Below are 17623 nucleotides of genomic sequence, written 5' to 3' on the forward strand. Positions count from 1 at the left end.
CAGCTATTTAAACTATCAAGGGTACTTCGACTACCAGTTCGCCGCCAACAAGATTGCTGATCAAGCGTTATACAGCAATAATGCTATTGAATGGTATAACGGTATTTACTGGCATTCGGAGCACTATGCCGTGGGCTACGGCTTGAAGTATTTTCGTAATATGGCATTGATGGAAAATCACGGAGGAGCGGGGCGCACAACGGGCCTTGGACATTACTTCAGCCTCACCTATAAATTTTAATCACTGCCAAAGATACACCAACACGCTATGTCACCGTGTTGGTGTATCAGTCAATGATATCGTTCCCCAAAAAGTGCCGTAGCCCATCCAAATCTTTGATTTCAAGCCCTTGCTTCGTTCGGGTTACTAACCCTGCGTCAGTAAGCGCTTTAACCGCCCGTCGGTAGACTCGGTCGGTTGTGCCAAATCGCTCCGCTTCCTGATATTTTTTACTGAAACCGTCCATCGGTTGCTTATGTTGATGCTGACGGTAAAGGTCATAAGCCACATTATGGACAATCGGGTAGAGCATACGGTGTAGGAAAATTTCCAGCATATCCTGATAATCTACCGCCATCGCACTGGCGAAGAAAATTGCCAGCCTGGGGTGCTGATTTAATGCGTCCTCCAGCCGTTCACAACTGCATACTGCAACGGTGAGCGGTTCTTCGGCCACAATGTCGAGTTGGCAGCGATACCCGGTGAAAAACTCCATTTCTCCAAAAAGTTGCTCATCACATTCCATTGCGCCCAGTTGAAAACGGCGACCATTCTCAGCGCTGTAACGCAGAGAAATTCTCCCAGACTGAACCATAATCAGACGATCGACGATCTGACCCTGGTGGTATAGGTATTCATCCTCATGAATAAGCTGCGTTTCTGAGAGCAATTCCTGAAAAATTTTTTCGATTAAGGCATCATCCTGTTGCCAGATATTATGAAAACGACCTTTTGTGAGTGGTTTAAGCTGCATGGCTCAACTTCTTCTGTTTAAAGATGATTCTTGTCTCTGAATGTATGTTATCAGCCTTTCAATGTCATTAAGGCTAGGATCAGCTTAAATATCAGAAAATAAGGGGTAGCACGATGTTGCCCCTCATAACGTTGTGATATACACATTATGAATGCACGATAAAGCGCGACAAGCGTTGGCGCAGCAGGCGATTTTCCTGCCGCAACTGTGCATTCTCTTCCAGTAAGGTGAATGCAACAGCGATCCCCGGCCAGTCAAGCGCCAGTTCCTGACGTAAACGTAAAGCCCGCCGTACGATGGTTAACGCGCGATCGTCAAACTGCCAGTGGGCGCTCTCATCTTCCCGGGGTTCAATCATCCCCAGGCCGACAATTTCATTCAGGTCCTCGGCAGAAACGCCAGTATGCAGGCAAAACTCGGTAATGGTAAAGGTGACGGTAACGTTAGCCATTATGCTTTCCCCCACTCTTTGCGTGGATCAAAGGTCTTTTGTGCGTCCGCCAGCTGTTGCCACAATGCGGCGCTGTTGTCGTCAGGTTTGGGTGGCATCACAATTTTGATAATCGCGTACAGGTCGCCGGTCTGTTTTTTACTCATCAGCCCTTTGCCCTTGATGCGTAATCGCTGTCCGGCCTGGCTGCCGGCGGGGATTGTCAGCAGAATACTCTCTGTGAGCGTTGGCACGGTGACTTTTGCGCCCAGCGCAGCTTCCCATGGGGCAACGGGCACAACAATTTCCAGATCCTGATTGACGATATCAAACAGCGGATGCGGCGCGATATGAATCACCAGCCACAAATCACCGTTCGGGCCACCGTTCTCACCGGGCGTGCCCTGGCCTTTCAGCCTGATGCGCTGGCCGTTGCCTACACCTGCTGGAATTTTCACATTCAGCGTTTTGGGGATTTCTCTCTCTACCAGGCCAAACGCATTGTAGACCGGCAGGGAGTAACTGATGGTGCGACTATGCTCAGCAAGGGTTTCTTCGAGGAACACGGCCACATCGATTTCGATATCGTGTCCACGACGGGCGTGGCGCTGTTGCGACTGGCGAGCGTGTTGACCAAAAATGGAGGAGAAAATATCGTCAAAATCTTCGGTGTTGTAGCTTTGACCTTGGCCTTGCTGGAACTGACGGCTGAACTGCGGATCGTTGCGGTGCTGCCACAACTGATCGTATTCGGCACGACGTTGTTCATCGCTTAAAACTTCCCAGGCTTCAGCAACCTCTTTAAAACGCGCTTCGGCATCGGTTTCTTTGCTGACGTCAGGATGGTATTTGCGGGCGAGTCGACGATAGGCGGTCTTGATGGTTTTGAGATCGTCCGTCGGTTTCACGCCCATGATGGCGTAATAATCCTTTAATTCCATAGTGTTATCTCGTATGAATCAACCCATGAAGAAGGATACCCCTCGGGAAAGGCATCACCGTTAAGTTTAGGGTAATCCTGAAAAGTGCGAATGCCAACTATGAAAGGGGCGGAAAACGGTTACGCCTGGCGGTAGGTATTGGACATTTTGCACCACCAACAGCAGTAGATGGTTTCTGTTGGGTGGTGCGTCGTGCAATATTAATGATCAGGGTTTAGTAATAAGAAAGCGGACCGTTTCTGCGTAATTCTGCACAAAGGTATTAACGTTATCGGAATTTAATCCTTTCGGGTTAATCATATATTTACCGTTGATAAAGATAGCCGGTACGCCTTTCAAATCGACGGCTTTGGCCAATTCTTGCTGTTTGGCTGTTAGTGATTTAACCGCAAAACTATTCCACGCGGCATCATAATCGCTGGCGCTCACGCCTGCCTGGATAAACACTTTGCGAATATCATCAGCGGTTTTAATTGACTGCTTCTTCTGCACGGCATCAAAAAGTAAAGGTTTAACCTTTTCTTCCACATTTAACAGCATGGCGACCGACCAGGCGTGCGTCATATCGGCTCCCAGAGGGCCTAAAAAATCGACGTGGTACTCTGTGAGTTTAACATTTTCAGGTAAAGCTTTTTTCACATTATCAGTAACTTCCAGAACCTCATCGTATTGATAGCAGGAGGGGCAGTAGAAGGAGAAAAACTTCAGCGCCGCAGGAGCTGCCGGTACGGCTTTTTCAAGCGTGATAAATTCTTTTCCATCGGTAAATGTTGCTGCCTGAGCATTTACGGTAAACAGCAATCCGATCAGCGGGAGTAAGTATTTTTTCATTTCCATATACTCTAAATAACATATTATTAACAAAGGTGTTTATAATGAACGCGATGTCCATTACGCCTGCCTATAATAAAGTATTTATTTTAAAATACGCTGTCCCTTACTTTGATTTACGCATGGGTATATTTTAAGAACGCATTTAAATATCTGGATGGAGTTTTTCGGTGAATCATCGAAAATAGCGAAAGATAACCCTCGTTATATTTATCGGTGGCGATTATTTAATGTTATTACATATCGGCACGGTAGATGAGCATCCTTGCACCGACATAACTTTACAGCGTAAAGGTTGCCAAAACCTCGCCAGTAGCTAAGATAACCGCGTCAATCAGTGAGGGTAAAATGGCAAAACGTCAACGGATGGGATGGTGGTTCCTGTGCCTGGCATGTGTCGTGGTGATGGTATGCACCGCGCAGCGCATGGCGGGTCTGCACGCGTTGCAGATGAACACCTTTGCCGCAACCGTTGTTGCCAGCGCGCAAACAGAGGCTGATGACGCCTCACCCGTGACCCCTTGCGAACTGAGCGCGAAGTCATTACTGGCTTCGCCGCCGGTGCTGTTTGAAGGCGCTATTCTGGTGCTTTGCCTGCTCTTGTCGCTATTGGCGCCGGTGCGGGCTTTTCGTCTGCCGTTTTTCCCACCGCGAGCTATCTCGCCGCCCACTCTGCGGGTTCATCTCAGGTTTTGCGTCTTCCGTGAATGACAGAGCAGCCGTTGCTGACTGTTAGATAATTATTCACGGAGAAAAAATATGATGACTGTTTTCAGGCAGGCGCTGCTCTGTCTGTTATTGCTATGGCTGCCCGTATCCTGGGCGGCTGACATCGGCTGGCTGCGCTCAGCCGAGAACGACCACGCCAGCGTGCGGCTGCGTGCCGATACGTCTGCCGAGGGAGAAACCCGGCTGCTGCTGGACGTCAAACTGGAGGATGGCTGGAAAACCTACTGGCGTTCACCGGGTGAGGGTGGGGTCGCCCCCTCTGTTACCTGGAAAGGTGAAATGCCAACGGTGGATTGGTTCTGGCCCACGCCTGCGCGTTTTGAAGTCGCCAACATTACCACCCAGGGCTATCACGATCGGGTGACGTTCCCGATGGTGGTGCGCGGTACGTCACCGGCTACGCTGAACGGCGTTTTGACGCTGTCGACCTGTAGCAACGTCTGTCTGCTGACGGATTATCCCTTTTCTGTGACGCCTTCTGTCCAGGACGCCACTTTTGCCCATGACTATGCACAGGCCATGGGGCAGATCCCACTTGCCAGTGGTCTGACGGATTCTCTGCACGCCGGGGCGCGCGCCGGAGAACTGGTCGTCGAGGCGCAGCGTAAGGGCGGTTGGTCTACACCGGGGGTGTACCTGGATACTGTCGATGAGGCGGACTTTGGCATGCCGACAATGCGCGTGGAGGGGGAAACGCTGCGCGCCACGATCCCGGTGCATGACAGCTGGGGCGAGGGAGCGCCAGATCTGCGCGGTAAATCGCTCACGCTGGTGCTGGCAGACAACGGCGTTGCCCAGGAAAGCCGTCTTGTTATTGGTGACGCGCCTGCAGCTGAAAGCGCGGCGCTCCCGCTGTGGCAGGTGGTGTTGATGGCGCTATTGGGCGGGCTTATCCTCAACCTGATGCCCTGCGTGCTGCCGGTTCTTGGGATGAAGCTGGGCTCAATTTTACTCGTCGAGGAGAAAAGCCGTCGCCAGGTTCGCCGCCAGTTTCTGGCTTCGGTGGCCGGAATAGTAGTCTCCTTTATGGCGTTGGCCGCGCTGATGACGGTGCTGCGGATGACCAATCAGGCACTCGGCTGGGGGATCCAGTTCCAGAGTCCGTGGTTTATCGGCGTGATGGTGCTGGTGATGCTGACGTTCAGTGCCAGCCTGTTCGGGCTGTTTGAATTCCGTTTACCTTCAAAGATGACTACTACGCTGGCGACCCACGGTGGCAATGGCCTGGCCGGTCATTTCTGGCAGGGCGCGTTTGCGACGCTGCTTGCCACGCCGTGCAGTGCGCCGTTTCTGGGTACGGCGGTGGCGGTGGCGCTAACGGCTTCACTACCCACGCTGTGGGGGCTGTTTCTGGCTCTGGGGCTGGGAATGAGTTTACCGTGGCTGCTGGTGGCGCTGCGCCCGGGTCTGGCGCTGCGTTTACCCCGTCCGGGACGCTGGATGACTATCCTGCGGCGTTTGCTCGGGGTGATGATGCTCGGTTCAGCCATCTGGCTGGCAACGTTGCTGCTCCCGCATCTGGGGTTTACCAGCCAAAGTGCCGCTAAAGAGAGCGTCAACTGGCAGCCACTTAGCGAACAGGCCATCACCGATGCGCTGGCTCAGCATAAACGTGTTTTCATCGATGTGACCGCCGACTGGTGTATTACCTGTAAGGTCAACAAATACAACGTCTTGAATAAAGAAGACGTGCAGGCCGCCCTGCAGCAGCCCGATGTGGTGGCACTGCGCGGTGACTGGACGCTGCCCTCTGAAGCAATTACCGAATTTCTAAAAAAACGCGGCCAGGTTGCTGTGCCGTTTAACCAAATTTATGGCCCCGGCATGCCGGAAGGCCAGGCGTTGCCGACGCTGTTAACCCGCGATGCGGTGTTAAACACGCTGGTAGATGCTAAAGGAGTCACGCCATGAAACTGTTGATTGTTCTGCTGTTGTCCCTGTTTTCTGCCGTCAGTGTGGCGCAAGAACCCGCGCCGTTTACCCCGGAGCAGGAAAAGCAAATTGAAGCGTTAATTCAGGAAGCGCTGTTTAACGATCCGGACAGCCCGCGCATTGGTGCGAAGCAGGCAAAACTGACGCTGATTAACTTTACCGATTACAACTGCCCGTACTGCAAGCAGCTGGATCCGATGCTGGAAAAAATTGTGCAAAAGTACCCGGACGTAGCCGTAGTGATTAAACCACTGCCGTTTAAAGGTGAAAGCTCGGTGCTGTCGGCGCGCACCGCACTGATGACCTGGCGTGAGCACCCGCAGCAGTTCCAGGCGTTACATGAAAAACTGATGCAAAAAAGAGGCTACCATACTGCTGCCAGTATTAAACAGGCGCAGGAGAAATCGGCGGCAACCCCGGTCACATTGGATGATAAAAGTATGGAAACGCTGAGCACCAACCTGCAACTGGCGCGGCTGGTGGGCGTGCGCGGTACGCCTGCCACGATTATCGGCGATGAACTGATTCCTGGCGCCGTACCGTGGGAAACGCTGGAACAGGTGGTCAAAGAAAAACTGGCGGCTGCGAATGCTCAGTAAACTGCGGCGCTGGCTGCGCGAAGGGGTCATCTTACTGGCGCTGATTGCGGGAGCGATGCTGCTGATGGATGCGTGGCGTGCACCCACGCTCCCAGCCTCTTTTGACAGTACGCCTTTGCAGACGCTGGATGGTGAAACCGTTACCCTGGCGGCGCTCAGTCAACAAGAACCTGTGCTGTTCTATTTCTGGGCTAGCTGGTGTGGTGTTTGTCGCTTCACCACACCGGACGTTGCCAGATTGCAGCGGGAAGGAGAGAACGTGATGACCATTGCGTTACGCTCCGGCAGTGAAGCGGAAGTGTCTCGCTGGCTGGCGCGCAAAGGCGTGGACTTCCCGGTTATTAATGACGCTGATGGCGCTCTCTCCCGCAGTTGGGAGGTTAGCGTCACGCCGACGCTGGTGGTGATGTCGCAAGGTCGCGTGGTCTCCACAACCAGCGGCTGGACCAGTTACTGGGGCATGAAATTGCGGCTGTGGTGGGCAAAAACGTTCTGAATATCGTGCCGGGGAAACCCGGCATTTTTATTGTATTACGGGTAATACTGGCGGGCATAGTTCGTTGCCTGACGAAGCAAACATCACGATTCACGTCCAAAATACGTCATCTTCTTTATTTTCAGGGTAGCGCAGTATGGCGATGTTTTTAGTGTTTGGACCGTCGATGGTGATAATGATTGCCGCAACCTTTGTGCTGGCAGGCATGGTGAAAGGCGTGACCGGCATGGGGTTACCTACGGTGGCGATGGGGATCCTCGGCTCACTTATCTCCCCGGTGGCGGCAGCGGCCATGCTGTTGCTACCCTCTTTAATCAGTAATCTGTTTCAGTTTGGCGGTGGGGGAAATACTCAGGTATTACTGAAACGCCTGTGGCCCATGTTATTGGCGGTGGTGGTGGCAACGCTGTTGGCCAGTACCTGGATCACCAGTGGTAACACCTCTCGCACGCAGTTTGCGCTCGGCGTAGCGCTGGTGGCTTACGCCATCTGGACGTTGGCAGGAAAAAAGATCCCGGTAGATCCGCAGCGTGAAAAACCGCTTTCTCTGGTTATTGGATTTGTGACCGGCTTATTGACCGGTGGTACCGGGGTGTTTGTAATGCCAGCCGTGCCGTGGATCCAGTCCTTGGGTTTTGAAAAGGATGAACTGGTGCAGGCGCTTGGGATCTCCTTTACGTTTTCGACGCTGGCTCTCGCGCTCGGTCTGTGGTGGCACAATGCGCTGCCCGTTCAGTCGCTAAGCTTATCCGCTTTTGCCATTGTGCCGGCGTTGATTGGTCAGTGGATTGGCTCGCGTGTGCGGCGGGTGATTTCTCCTGTGGTGTTCAAGCGCTGTTTTCTGTTTTGCCTGGTGGGATTAGGGGCGGAAATGATATTTCGCGCGGCATAATCCTCGCGGTGACTTCATGATAATGTCATGACATCGTTAATACAGATATTCAGGGTTAAAGGGGTCGCTATGACATCCATCATGCTGAATGAAGAAGAAGGTGATCTGGAGTCGCGGATGGCGCTTACTGCGGCCGTGATGGCGGATAAATCGCGCTCGCGCATGCTGTGCGCTTTGATGGATGGCTGCGCCTGGACGGCAACCGAACTTAGCGCTGTGGCAGATGTGTCGGCCTCGACGGCCAGTGCGCATCTGGCGCGACTGTGCGAACAGCGTTTTGTTGTGGCGCTCGCTCAGGGGCGACATCGTTATTTTCGTCTGGCAGGCGCGGATATCGCGGAACTGCTGGAGCGTCTGATGGGCGTGGCGTGGGCTACACCAAAACCACGAAAAATCACCACACCGCCAGGCTTACGACATGCCCGAACCTGCTATGACCACCTTGCCGGAGAAGTGGCTGTGAGGCTTTTTGATACGCTGGTTACCCGGCGATGGATAAGCGCGGATGGCGAAACGGTGACGTCTCTGGGGCAAGAACAGTTTGCACAACTGGGGATCGTCATCAGGGCAGGCGTTTCCCGACGGAAACTAAGCTGTGGTTGTCTGGACTGGAGTGAGCGGCGCTACCATCCGGGCGGCGTGCTTGGTGCCACGCTATTGCGCTGGTTTGCCGAGCGGAGATGGATTAAAACTGAAGCCGGGAGTCGGCATGTTACTTTCACCCCGCTTGGGATCCGCAAACTCCAGACCGAATTTGGCATTAAAGTGACACGCTAGATGACCCATTTTGCGAAAGCGTTCCCGGAAAAATGTCTTGTTTCTGTCACACTCAGTGGTGATTGATAACAACAAGAGGTCGTAGGGATGAATAAATCGTTAATCGCCGCAGCCGTGGCAGGGGTCATATTACTGTCATCCGCCGCACAGGCGCAGACCGCGCCGGAGGGCTATCAACTCCAGCAAGTATTGATGATGAGCCGACATAACTTACGTGCACCTTTAGCCAATAATGGCAGCGTTCTGGAGCAATCGACGCCGAAGCAGTGGCCACAATGGGATGTACCGGGCGGTCAGCTCACCACCAAAGGCGGGGTGCTGGAAATCTATATGGGCCATTACATGCGTGAATGGCTGGCAGAGCAGGGGATGGTGAAATCCGGTGAATGTCCGGCCCCGGATACGGTGTATACCTACGCCAATAGCCTGCAGCGTACGGTCGCAACGGCGCAGTTCTTTGTGACCGGCGCGTTCCCGGGTTGCGACGTACCCGTGCACCATCAAGAAAAAATGGGCACCATGGATCCCACCTTCAACCCGGTAATCACTGACGACTCTGCCGCATTTAGTCAGCAGGCCGTGCAGGCGATGGAAAAAGAGCGCAGCAAAATGCAGCTTAGCGACAGCTACCAGTTGCTAGAGCAAATGACGAACTACAAAGACTCACCGTCCTGTAAAGAAAAACAGCAGTGCTCACTGACCGACGCCAAAGACACGTTTACTGCGAAGTACCAACAGGAGCCTGGGGTTTCAGGACCGTTGAAGGTCGGTAACTCGCTGGTGGATGCGTTCACGTTGCAATATTACGAAGGTTTCCCGCTAAATGAGGTGGCCTGGGGTGAGATCAAATCTGACCAACAGTGGAAAGTGCTGTCGAAGCTGAAAAATGGCTATCAGGACAGCCTGTTTACCTCGCCGGCCGTGGCGCAAAATGTGGCCAAGCCACTGGTGAAATATATCGATAACGCACTGGTGACCGAGCGTACAAAAGCGCCGAAAATTACCGTGCTGGTCGGTCACGACTCCAACATTGCGTCATTACTCACCGCGCTGGATTTCAAACCGTATCAGCTGCATGACCAGAACGAACGCACGCCGATTGGCGGGAAGATTGTCTTCCAGCGCTGGCATGACAGTAATGCTAACCGGGATCTGATGAAAATCGAGTATGTTTATCAGAGCTCGCACCAGCTGCGTGATGCACAGGTGTTGACGTTGAAATCACCCGCGCAGCGCGTGACGCTGGAACTGAAAGGCTGCCCGATAGATGCGAATGGCTTCTGCCCGATCGATAAATTCGATAACGTGCTGAATGCGGCGGTAAAGTAAGGTGAAAAAAGAAACTCCCCCGTGCAGACGGGGGAGTCATGACGCTAGACGTTTTTACGTTCAATAGTCTGTTCACCCCAAAAGAGTGAATCTTTGTCTGTTTTCTCAAAAGCTTTGATTAGTACCTCGTCGCTGCCTTCTTCCCAAATTTTTTCCGCCAGTTTCTCGTCGTAATGGGCGACTTCAAAGATAGCCTCGGCGATTTCCGGCGACGTGTTGCGCAGACGCGCCCATTCACCGACGCGATGGGCTTTCGCTTCTTGAGTTGGCATACGAATCCTCCTGTTGCGGATTAGCCGTTGAGTTTTACTGCCAGACCGGCGACGTATTCACCCTGATAGCGGGCGATAGACAACTCTTCCTGACTTGGCTGGCGAGAGCCATCGCCCCCGGCAATGGTGGTTGCACCGTACGGCGTCCCGCCGCGAACTTGTGAGACATCAAACAGCTCTTGCGCGGCATATCCAATAGGAACGATGACCATCCCGTGGTGGGCAAGTGTTGTCCAGGTTGAGGTAATGGTTTGTTCCTGACCACCGCCTGTCCCCGTTGAGCTGAATACGCTGGCAAGTTTGCCGTACAGGCCGCCAGAAGCCCACAGGCCACCGGTCTGATCCAGGAAGGTACGCATTTGGCCTGACATATTGCCAAAGCGGGTAGGGGTGCCAAAAATAATGGCGTCGTAATCAGCCAGCTCCTGTGGGGTGGCGACGGGGGCGTTTTGTGTTTTACCGCCCGCTTTCAGGAAGATCTCAGGCTGCATTGTTTCTGGCACACGCTTAATAATGACTTCCGCGCCATCGACCTTATTTGCACCTTCTGCGACTGCATGGGCCATCGTTTCAATGTGTCCGTACATGGAATAATAAAGCACCAGAACTTTTGCCATTTTACACTACTCCTCGAGTTAACCGTCTGTGTAGCGAATCGCTACCTCTCTTTAAAGATATGACGTACTGCCAGGAGTGCAAATTTCACCATCATTTCTTTGATTTATAACAATTTTAATGGCAGTTCTTTTTTGTCGCAAAATGATACATTTTTGAGCAGGTTGGATTTGCTAGTCATAAGAAAGGTTTATTGATTTTAGGTGGTGATTATTCGCCAAATACCGGCAAACCTGTTGCAGAATATTACCGTTAGCCGGTTGTCAGGCCAGTCTTCACTATGCTTAATCCCACGCAGCGAACATCGGGCATTGCCCACAGCTTGCGTGAGGTATCACTCCTCAGTACCTATGCAATATGATGTCTAATCAATGACGGAGGTCAGTAATGGCAAACCATCGAGGCGGTTCCGGCAACTTTGCGGAAGACCGTGAGAGAGCATCAGAAGCAGGTCGAAAAGGTGGCCAGCATAGCGGGGGTAATTTCAAGAATGACCCGCAACGCGCTTCAGAGGCAGGCAAAAAAGGGGGCAAAAATAGCCACGGCAATAACAAAACGTAATTGCCAGGCTGTCTGTTAACTATATCGTGACGTCTGAGCGTTCAACGACAGACGTCGCAAGCCACCGCCGCCGGATTGTCCGGCGGTTTTTTTGTTTGAAGGTTGCACGCCACTTCCCGTGCCCGCTTTAATTTATCCATTCACCGTATGATTTGTTATGCTGACGCCCTCAGAACAAGGAGAGGGCGGATGGCTCAAGGCGCAGAGAAAAAAACAGGTAAACGCTCGCAGGCGGTCAACGCGAAACGCCAGGCCATTTTAACTGCGGCGCTAAATATCTTCTCCCAGTATGGGATCCACGGAACGCGTCTTGAACAGGTGGCTGAACAGGCGGGCGTGTCAAAAACCAATCTGCTCTATTATTACCCGTCAAAAGAAGTGCTCTATATTGCCGTGTTACGCCAGATCCTCGACATCTGGCTGGCGCCGCTGAAGGCCTTTCGTGAAGACTTTGCGCCGCTGGTGGCGATCAAAGAATATATCCGCCTCAAACTGGAAGTTTCCCGCGATTACCCGCAGGCATCACGGCTGTTTTGTATGGAGATGCTGGCAGGCGCGCCGCTGCTGATGACCGAATTGACGGGGGATCTTAAAACGCTGATCGATGAGAAATCTGCGCTGATTGCCGGATGGGTCAGCAGTGGCAAGCTGGCACCGGTCGATCCGCATCATCTGATTTTTATGATTTGGGCTTCAACCCAGCACTACGCCGACTTTGCTCCACAGGTGGAAGCAGTGACGGGTGCAACACTGCGCGATGAAGCCTTTTTTAACCAAACGGTTGAGAACGTCCAGCGGATGATTATCGAAGGGATCCGCGTGCGTTAACCGGCGGGCGGTAACGGGCAGCTTAAATCACCTTCTTCACACTGCAGCAGCGAGGCGAGAAACGCTTCACGCTCGTGAGTTTTGTCGGTCAGACACTGGCTGGCGATCATCGACTGGACGCTGCCGCCTTCCGTACCTGAGCTGATTAACGCGCAGTCAGCATCGCGCAGTGTTATCCACGCGACTTGCGCCTTTTTCAGTAATTCACGTTGAGTGGGCGCTGCACGCTTAAGCGCATTCTGATAGGTATCATTGAGCTTTGCATCCGCCGCTTTAAACTGCTCAGCGGCGCAGGTGTTCATCTCAGTTTGGGTGTTCGCGTTGGCGCAGTCTTCCGCCAGCGCCGGGCTGCTGAGCAGCAGTGCCGCACATGTCAGTACAATTCGTTTCATGCTTCCCTCTGGCTTAATAATAATGGCAACGTGCCGGTAATGCTTGTTTGTTAAGTATTAGAAGAACATTTTACTCTGGAACAGGGTTCCGTTCACTTTATGTTCATGACTTTTTTGATGCCTCTGTCCCTGTGAACGTGCAAGGGAGGCTCACCGCCGCCTCCCTTGCAACCCAGGCTCCCGGCAAGGAAAATCGTCGCTGCGCGATTTATTCGTCTTATTCCGTCTGCCTGTCGGGTCGGTGCCGAGCCTGCATCCCTGCAGGCCGTCCCCTCAGCCCGCTTCCTTGCGGGCTGCCCCGGTCAGCCGTCAACGCCTCATCGATTTTCAGCCGGACTAAGGGGGCCGCTTCAGCGCACTGGCTTTCAGGTATTTCCTTTTTGCTGTTTAAACAAAAAATGCAGGAGGTCAGGTGTGGATAGATCCGGCTGAAAATTGCCGACGCGTTTCCGTAAGGCCGGGAGAGCCAGCATGGATGCTGGCTCAGGGCGCGTTTTGCAGGGATGCTACCTCGCGCCCGGCCCGGTAGCCTGGAGGAGTTAGCGGAGGGGATTGCGAAGCAACAGTTTTCCTGCCGGGAGCCGGGATTGTAAAGGGCGTGGCGGAGAACGCCCTTTACACGTTCACAGGTATAATGGTTTCAGAGTGGTGAAGCATTCAAGGTGAACGTAACAAGGCGCCAGAGGTAATATATTCATTGTCCTCTGGCGACGCTTTACTGACCGATCTGAAGCGTATACCCCATAACCATACCCTTAGCCGATTGTCATCAGGCTGGCGTTCCCGCCAGCAGCAGCGGTGTTGACGCTCAATGAGCGTTCAATATACAACCGCTCCAGCAGGATATTGCTCTCACCACGGGCAAAGCCTTGTACCGAGACAATTGCGCCATCCCGGGCGGCAACCTCTTCGCATAACGCGCGCAGTTGATCGGAATCACCGTGGAAGATAACGGCATCGAACGGTTGTACGGTCAGATTATCCGCTTTGGCAAACTGGATGCGCCCGGAAAGAGCGGCAGGCAGACGTTTTGCCAGATCGCGGTGGAAAGCATCATCCGGCCACAGGATGAGGCTGCCCACGCAAGCCACGGCGGCGACTTGAACCAGCGCGTCCTGTTCGTTATCGGCAATACACAGAACGCGATCGCGAGGTAACAGCGTCCAGGTGTTGCGCTCGCCGGTAGGGCCAGGCAACAAACGCTGGGTTCCGGCCTGCGCCAGTTCAGCAAACTGTTGGCACAGGGTCTGCAACGCCGGGCGATCGGCTGCCCATTCGGTGAGGGCGTTCAGTGGCTGGATCAGCGCCGCCTTGAGCTGTGCATCGACAGGGTAGTCGGCATCCTGGCGTGCCAGGGTGATGCTTAGCGCATTTTCCGGACGGTTAGCCAGCAGACGGTACAGATACAGCGGACCGCCGGCTTTCGGGCCGGTGCCTGACAAGCCTTCGCCGCCGAAGGGCTGCACGCCGACTACTGCGCCAACCATATTACGGTTGACGTACAGGTTACCCACGTGTGCGGAGCCGGTAACCTGAGCGATGGTTTCATCAATACGGGTATGCACACCCAGCGTCAGGCCGTAGCCGGAAGCATTGATTTGCTCAATCAGATTGCCCAGGTTGCTGCGGGTGTAGCGCACCACGTGCAGCACCGGACCAAACACCTCTTTTTGCAGTTCATCGAAGCTCTCCAGCTCAATCAGCGTTGGCGCAATAAAGGTACCGGTTTGCCATTCCCGCGCATCCTCGCTGTTTTCACGCGCTGCCTGGAATACCGGACGTCCCTTGGCGCGCATGGCCTGAATGTGGCGCTCAATATTGGTTTTGGCCTCATCATCAATAACCGGCCCAATGTCAGTGGTCAGGCGGCCCGGATTGCCCATCCGGCATTCGGCCATCGCGCCGCGCAGCATTTTCAGCGTGTGATCGGCGATGTCATCCTGCAGGCACAGGACGCGCAGTGCCGAGCAGCGCTGTCCGGCGCTGTCAAAGGCGGAGGCCAGCACATCAACGACCACTTGCTCCGTCAGCGCCGAGGAGTCGACGATCATCGCGTTCATTCCACCGGTTTCGGCGATCAGCGGGATCGGACGGCCTTGCGCGTCAAGACGGCGAGCAATATTACGTTGTAACAGCGTGGCGACTTCCGTTGAACCGGTGAACATCACGCCGCGTACGCGCTCATCGGACGTCAGCTGTGCCCCGACGGTTTCACCCTGACCGGGCAACAGTTGTACCACGCCTGGCGGGACGCCGGCTTCCAGTAAAATGGCGATCCCCTGGGCGGCAATCAGCGGTGTCTGTTCTGCCGGTTTTGCCAGCACGCTGTTGCCTGCAGCCAGCGCGGCGGCAATTTGCCCGCTGAAGATGGCCAGCGGGAAGTTCCACGGGCTGATGCAGACTACCGGGCCGAGTGGACGATGGGTTTCGTTATCAAAATCATCGCGGACTTGCCCGGCGTAATAATGCAGGAAGTCGACCGCTTCACGCACTTCAGCAATGGCGTTGCTAAAGGTTTTACCCGCCTCGCGAACCAGAATGCCAATCAGTTGCTGCATCTGGCCTTCCATCAGAACGGCGGCGCGATGCAGAATGGCGGCACGCTCCTGCGGCGGCGTAGCGAACCAGATCGGTGCATTATTCACCGCGCTTTGTAACGCCTGTTCCACTTCATTCGGGGAGGCTTCGCGCACGTAGCCCACGATATCTTTCGGCTCCGCCGGGTTAATCACCGGCGTCATTTGTCCGTCAGTCACCGGATGCTCCAGCATCGGTTTCGCGTGCCATTTTTGCAGTGCGCTATTGAGCAGGGCAGAGGACAGCGAGGCCAGGCGATGTTCGTTCGCCAGATCCAGCCCGGCAGAGTTTTCGCGTCCCTTGCCGTACAGGTCGCGTGGCAGCGCAATCTTCGGATGCGGTAGACCCGCCTGGCCTTCATGCTGCGCCAGTTTTTCTACGGCTTCGACCGGGTCGGCGACCAGTTCATCCAGCGGCAGGGTGGTGTCGGCAATACGGTTAACGAACGAGGTGTTCGCGCCGTTTTCCAGCAGACGACGCACCAGGTACGCCAGCAGCGTTTCATGGGTCCCTACCGGTGCGTAAATACGGCATGGGCGATTCAGTTTGCCATCAGCCACTTTGCCGGTGACCTGCTCGTACAGCGGTTCACCCATGCCGTGCAGGCACTGGAACTCGTACTGACCGGGGTAATAGTTCTGACCCGCTAACTGATAAATGGCCGCCAGCGTATGAGCGTTATGGGTGGCGAACTGTGGGTAGATTAGATTCGGCACGGCAAGCAGTTTTTTGGCGCAGGCCAGATAGGAAACATCGGTGTAGACTTTACGGGTATACACCGGATAGCCTTCCAGGCCGTCCATCTGGGCGCGTTTGATTTCGCTGTCCCAGTATGCGCCTTTGACCAGGCGGATCATCAGGCGACGGCGGCTGCGCGTGGCCAGATCAATCAGATAATCAATCACGTACGGACAGCGTTTCTGGTAGGCCTGGATGACAAAACCAATCCCGTTCCAGCCAGCCAGCTCAGGTTCGAAGCACAATTTTTCCAGCAGATCGAGGGAGATTTCCAGACGATCTGCTTCTTCGGCGTCAATATTGATGCCGATGTCGTACTGACGCGCCAGCAAGGTGAGCGACTTCAGGCGCGGATAAAGCTCATCCATTACGCGATCGTACTGCGCACGGCTGTAGCGCGGGTGCAGCGCCGACAGCTTGATCGAAATCCCCGGCCCTTCATAAATACCGCGTCCATTAGACGCTTTACCAATAGCGTGGATAGCCTGCTGGTAAGACACCATGTAGGCCTGCGCGTCGGCGGCGGTCAGTGCGGCTTCCCCCAGCATATCGTAGGAGTAGCGGAAACCTTTCTCTTCCAGTTTCCGCGCATTCGCTAGCGCCTCAGCGATGGTTTCCCCGGTGACGAACTGCTCCCCCATCAAGCGCATCGCCATATCGACGCCTTTGCGGACCAGCGGCTCGCCGCTCTTTCCGATGATGCGGTTCAGTGAGCGCGAGAGGCTGGCTTCGTTATGCGTGGAAACCAGTTTGCCGGTAAATAACAGCCCCCAGGTTGCCGCGTTGACGAATAACGACGGGCTGCGTCCAATGTGCGACTGCCAGTTGCCGTTGCTGATTTTGTCGCGGATCAGCGCATCGCGCGTAGCTTTGTCGGGAATACGCAGCAGGGCTTCTGCCAGGCACATCAGCGCAACACCTTCCTGAGAAGACAGCGAGAACTCTTGCAAGAGTCCCTGAACCATGCCGGCGCGACCGCTGGCGGTTTTCTGGTTACGTAGTTTGTCGGCCAGCTGATATGCCAGCTTATGAGCCTGTTCAGCGATCGGCTGCGGCAGGCGCGCCTGTTCCATCAGCATCGGTACGGCGTCGGTTTCTGCACGACGATACGCGGCGGTGATCGCCGCCCGGGAAACAGACTGCGGCAGGATCTGCTCGGCAAACTCGAGGAAAGGCTGGTGGGTTTCATTCTGGTATGCCGCGGCGTCATCTCCTTCATTGGCTGCACCCGCCAGCAGGGCAGGCAGCTCAGGCAGGGCATCGTCATTTTCCAGTCTTTCGAGATAATTAAAGATGGCTTGTTTGATCAGCCAATGCGGCGTGCGATCGATTCGTGATGCGGCTGTTTTAATACGCTCGCGTGTGGCGTCGTCCAGCTTAACCCCCATCGTGGTGGTTCCCATGCCATTTACTCCTGTTGTGCTCAAATACGAAACTGATAGTTAGCGAGAAATATCCACTATGTTGCAACTTTGTGCAACCGTGTTAAATGTGACTTGGTTTGCAAGCTTGAAAATGAATGAAATGTTAATGAATATGGTGTTTGCAGAGGCAGCGATAAAAATAACGCGCTCTTTTTCTCTGCGGCAGTTAACACTTTTTAAAGGTGCAACCGAAAAAAGTGTGAGAGAGTGCAACCTCCAGAAAAATGCTATCTACTCGAGATCAAAATTGATGTAAATGGTGTGTTAAATCGATTGTGAATGACCC

Annotated in this window: 18 protein-coding genes; 10 read left to right on the forward strand and 8 right to left on the reverse strand. The window is 54.1% G+C overall.

Annotation, left to right across the window (positions count from 1 at the left end; all coding sequences use genetic code 11):
• A partial coding sequence (locus IMQ48_RS08910; RefSeq protein ID WP_230326348.1) for an outer membrane protein OmpK occupies nt 1-241 on the forward strand: 241 nt, incomplete at its 5' end.
• Nucleotides 242-287: 46 nt separating this feature from the next.
• On the opposite strand, the gene IMQ48_RS08915 is transcribed toward IMQ48_RS08910, so the two are convergent.
• The 4 genes from IMQ48_RS08915 to dsbA all read right to left on the reverse strand — a co-directional run bounded on the left by IMQ48_RS08915 (nt 288) and on the right by dsbA (nt 3176).
• Nucleotides 288-974 carry a Crp/Fnr family transcriptional regulator gene (locus IMQ48_RS08915; RefSeq protein ID WP_196208741.1) on the reverse strand — a complete coding sequence of 229 codons (687 nt, stop codon included), beginning with the start codon at nt 972-974 and terminating at the stop codon, nt 288-290.
• Nucleotides 975-1119: 145 nt separating this feature from the next.
• Nucleotides 1120-1425: a chaperone modulator CbpM gene (cbpM, locus tag IMQ48_RS08920; protein WP_196208742.1), complete on the reverse strand. Its 306-nt coding sequence runs from the start codon at nt 1423-1425 to the stop codon at nt 1120-1122.
• Complete coding sequence (cbpA, locus tag IMQ48_RS08925; RefSeq protein ID WP_196208743.1) at nt 1425-2345, reverse strand: curved DNA-binding protein; 921 nt, start codon at nt 2343-2345, stop codon at nt 1425-1427. The genes cbpM and cbpA overlap by 1 nt, the downstream gene beginning before the upstream one ends.
• 207 nt (nt 2346-2552) lie before the next feature.
• Entirely contained in the window at nt 2553-3176 is a 624-nt protein-coding gene (gene dsbA / locus IMQ48_RS08930; RefSeq protein WP_196208744.1) for a thiol:disulfide interchange protein DsbA, read from the reverse strand.
• A gap of 348 nt (nt 3177-3524) precedes the next feature.
• On the opposite strand from dsbA, the gene IMQ48_RS08935 reads away from it, so the two are divergent.
• From IMQ48_RS08935 to agp, 7 genes are all read left to right on the forward strand, one after another.
• Nucleotides 3525-3887 (forward strand): copper resistance protein, encoded by a 363-nt coding sequence (locus IMQ48_RS08935; RefSeq protein ID WP_196208745.1) that lies wholly within the window; start codon nt 3525-3527, stop codon nt 3885-3887.
• Between the two features lie 48 nt (nt 3888-3935).
• Nucleotides 3936-5816 (forward strand): protein-disulfide reductase DsbD domain-containing protein, encoded by a 1881-nt coding sequence (locus tag IMQ48_RS08940; RefSeq protein WP_196208746.1) that lies wholly within the window; start codon nt 3936-3938, stop codon nt 5814-5816.
• A complete protein-coding gene (locus tag IMQ48_RS08945) occupies nt 5813-6436 on the forward strand; it encodes a DsbA family protein (protein ID WP_196208747.1) in 624 nt (207 codons plus the stop codon). Before IMQ48_RS08940 ends, IMQ48_RS08945 begins: the two co-directional genes overlap by 4 nt.
• Nucleotides 6426-6932 (forward strand): protein disulfide oxidoreductase, encoded by a 507-nt coding sequence (locus IMQ48_RS08950; protein ID WP_196208748.1) that lies wholly within the window; start codon nt 6426-6428, stop codon nt 6930-6932. Before IMQ48_RS08945 ends, IMQ48_RS08950 begins: the two co-directional genes overlap by 11 nt.
• Before the next feature lie 136 nt (nt 6933-7068).
• On the forward strand, nt 7069-7824 hold the full coding sequence (locus IMQ48_RS08955) for a sulfite exporter TauE/SafE family protein (RefSeq protein ID WP_196208749.1): 756 nt from the start codon (nt 7069-7071) through the stop codon (nt 7822-7824).
• A gap of 69 nt (nt 7825-7893) precedes the next feature.
• Nucleotides 7894-8601: a helix-turn-helix transcriptional regulator gene (locus IMQ48_RS08960; protein ID WP_196208750.1), complete on the forward strand. Its 708-nt coding sequence runs from the start codon at nt 7894-7896 to the stop codon at nt 8599-8601.
• 87 nt (nt 8602-8688) lie between these two features.
• Entirely contained in the window at nt 8689-9930 is a 1242-nt protein-coding gene (agp, locus tag IMQ48_RS08965) for a bifunctional glucose-1-phosphatase/inositol phosphatase (RefSeq protein ID WP_196208751.1), read from the forward strand.
• 44 nt (nt 9931-9974) lie between these two features.
• Here agp and IMQ48_RS08970 read toward each other — a convergent pair whose 3' ends face one another.
• Together IMQ48_RS08970 and wrbA are read right to left on the reverse strand one after the other, a co-directional pair.
• Complete coding sequence (locus IMQ48_RS08970; RefSeq protein WP_096757610.1) at nt 9975-10202, reverse strand: YccJ family protein; 228 nt, start codon at nt 10200-10202, stop codon at nt 9975-9977.
• 20 nt (nt 10203-10222) lie between these two features.
• Complete coding sequence (wrbA, locus tag IMQ48_RS08975) at nt 10223-10819, reverse strand: NAD(P)H:quinone oxidoreductase (protein ID WP_003832057.1); 597 nt, start codon at nt 10817-10819, stop codon at nt 10223-10225.
• Between the two features lie 385 nt (nt 10820-11204).
• On the opposite strand from wrbA, the gene IMQ48_RS08980 reads away from it, so the two are divergent.
• Both IMQ48_RS08980 and rutR read left to right on the forward strand, forming a co-directional pair.
• The gene (locus IMQ48_RS08980) at nt 11205-11378 is read left to right on the forward strand and encodes a general stress protein (RefSeq protein WP_096757608.1); all 174 of its coding nucleotides are present in this window, start codon (nt 11205-11207) and stop codon (nt 11376-11378) included.
• Between the two features lie 189 nt (nt 11379-11567).
• A complete protein-coding gene (rutR, locus tag IMQ48_RS08985; RefSeq protein WP_196208752.1) occupies nt 11568-12206 on the forward strand; it encodes an HTH-type transcriptional regulator RutR in 639 nt (212 codons plus the stop codon).
• On the opposite strand, the gene IMQ48_RS08990 is transcribed toward rutR, so the two are convergent.
• Both IMQ48_RS08990 and putA read right to left on the reverse strand, forming a co-directional pair.
• Nucleotides 12203-12598 carry a lysozyme inhibitor LprI family protein gene (locus IMQ48_RS08990; protein WP_196208753.1) on the reverse strand — a complete coding sequence of 132 codons (396 nt, stop codon included), beginning with the start codon at nt 12596-12598 and terminating at the stop codon, nt 12203-12205. The two genes, rutR and IMQ48_RS08990, sit on opposite strands and share 4 nt — an antisense overlap.
• A 755-nt stretch (nt 12599-13353) precedes the next feature.
• Entirely contained in the window at nt 13354-17316 is a 3963-nt protein-coding gene (gene putA, locus IMQ48_RS08995; RefSeq protein WP_196208754.1) for a trifunctional transcriptional regulator/proline dehydrogenase/L-glutamate gamma-semialdehyde dehydrogenase, read from the reverse strand.
• Nucleotides 17317-17623 lie beyond the last annotated feature (307 nt).

Source organism: Citrobacter sp. Res13-Sevr-PEB04-36, from assembly GCF_015672735.1.
GTDB lineage: Bacteria > Pseudomonadota > Gammaproteobacteria > Enterobacterales > Enterobacteriaceae > Citrobacter.

Excerpts from the sequence above, each read along its gene's own strand:
- IMQ48_RS08915 (WP_196208741.1), bottom strand. The coding sequence starts at position 974 with ATGCAGCTTAAACCACTCACAAAAGGTCGTTTTCATAATATCTGGCAA.
- cbpM (WP_196208742.1), bottom strand. The coding sequence starts at position 1,425 with ATGGCTAACGTTACCGTCACCTTTACCATTACCGAGTTTTGCCTGCAT.
- cbpA (WP_196208743.1), bottom strand. The coding sequence starts at position 2,345 with ATGGAATTAAAGGATTATTACGCCATCATGGGCGTGAAACCGACGGAC.
- dsbA (WP_196208744.1), bottom strand. The coding sequence starts at position 3,176 with ATGAAAAAATACTTACTCCCGCTGATCGGATTGCTGTTTACCGTAAAT.
- IMQ48_RS08935 (WP_196208745.1), top strand. The coding sequence starts at position 3,525 with ATGGCAAAACGTCAACGGATGGGATGGTGGTTCCTGTGCCTGGCATGT.
- IMQ48_RS08940 (WP_196208746.1), top strand. The coding sequence starts at position 3,936 with ATGATGACTGTTTTCAGGCAGGCGCTGCTCTGTCTGTTATTGCTATGG.
- IMQ48_RS08945 (WP_196208747.1), top strand. The coding sequence starts at position 5,813 with ATGAAACTGTTGATTGTTCTGCTGTTGTCCCTGTTTTCTGCCGTCAGT.
- IMQ48_RS08950 (WP_196208748.1), top strand. The coding sequence starts at position 6,426 with ATGCTCAGTAAACTGCGGCGCTGGCTGCGCGAAGGGGTCATCTTACTG.
- IMQ48_RS08955 (WP_196208749.1), top strand. The coding sequence starts at position 7,069 with ATGGCGATGTTTTTAGTGTTTGGACCGTCGATGGTGATAATGATTGCC.
- IMQ48_RS08960 (WP_196208750.1), top strand. The coding sequence starts at position 7,894 with ATGACATCCATCATGCTGAATGAAGAAGAAGGTGATCTGGAGTCGCGG.
- agp (WP_196208751.1), top strand. The coding sequence starts at position 8,689 with ATGAATAAATCGTTAATCGCCGCAGCCGTGGCAGGGGTCATATTACTG.
- IMQ48_RS08970 (WP_096757610.1), bottom strand. The coding sequence starts at position 10,202 with ATGCCAACTCAAGAAGCGAAAGCCCATCGCGTCGGTGAATGGGCGCGT.
- wrbA (WP_003832057.1), bottom strand. The coding sequence starts at position 10,819 with ATGGCAAAAGTTCTGGTGCTTTATTATTCCATGTACGGACACATTGAA.
- IMQ48_RS08980 (WP_096757608.1), top strand. The coding sequence starts at position 11,205 with ATGGCAAACCATCGAGGCGGTTCCGGCAACTTTGCGGAAGACCGTGAG.
- rutR (WP_196208752.1), top strand. The coding sequence starts at position 11,568 with ATGGCTCAAGGCGCAGAGAAAAAAACAGGTAAACGCTCGCAGGCGGTC.
- IMQ48_RS08990 (WP_196208753.1), bottom strand. The coding sequence starts at position 12,598 with ATGAAACGAATTGTACTGACATGTGCGGCACTGCTGCTCAGCAGCCCG.
- putA (WP_196208754.1), bottom strand. The coding sequence starts at position 17,316 with ATGGGAACCACCACGATGGGGGTTAAGCTGGACGACGCCACACGCGAG.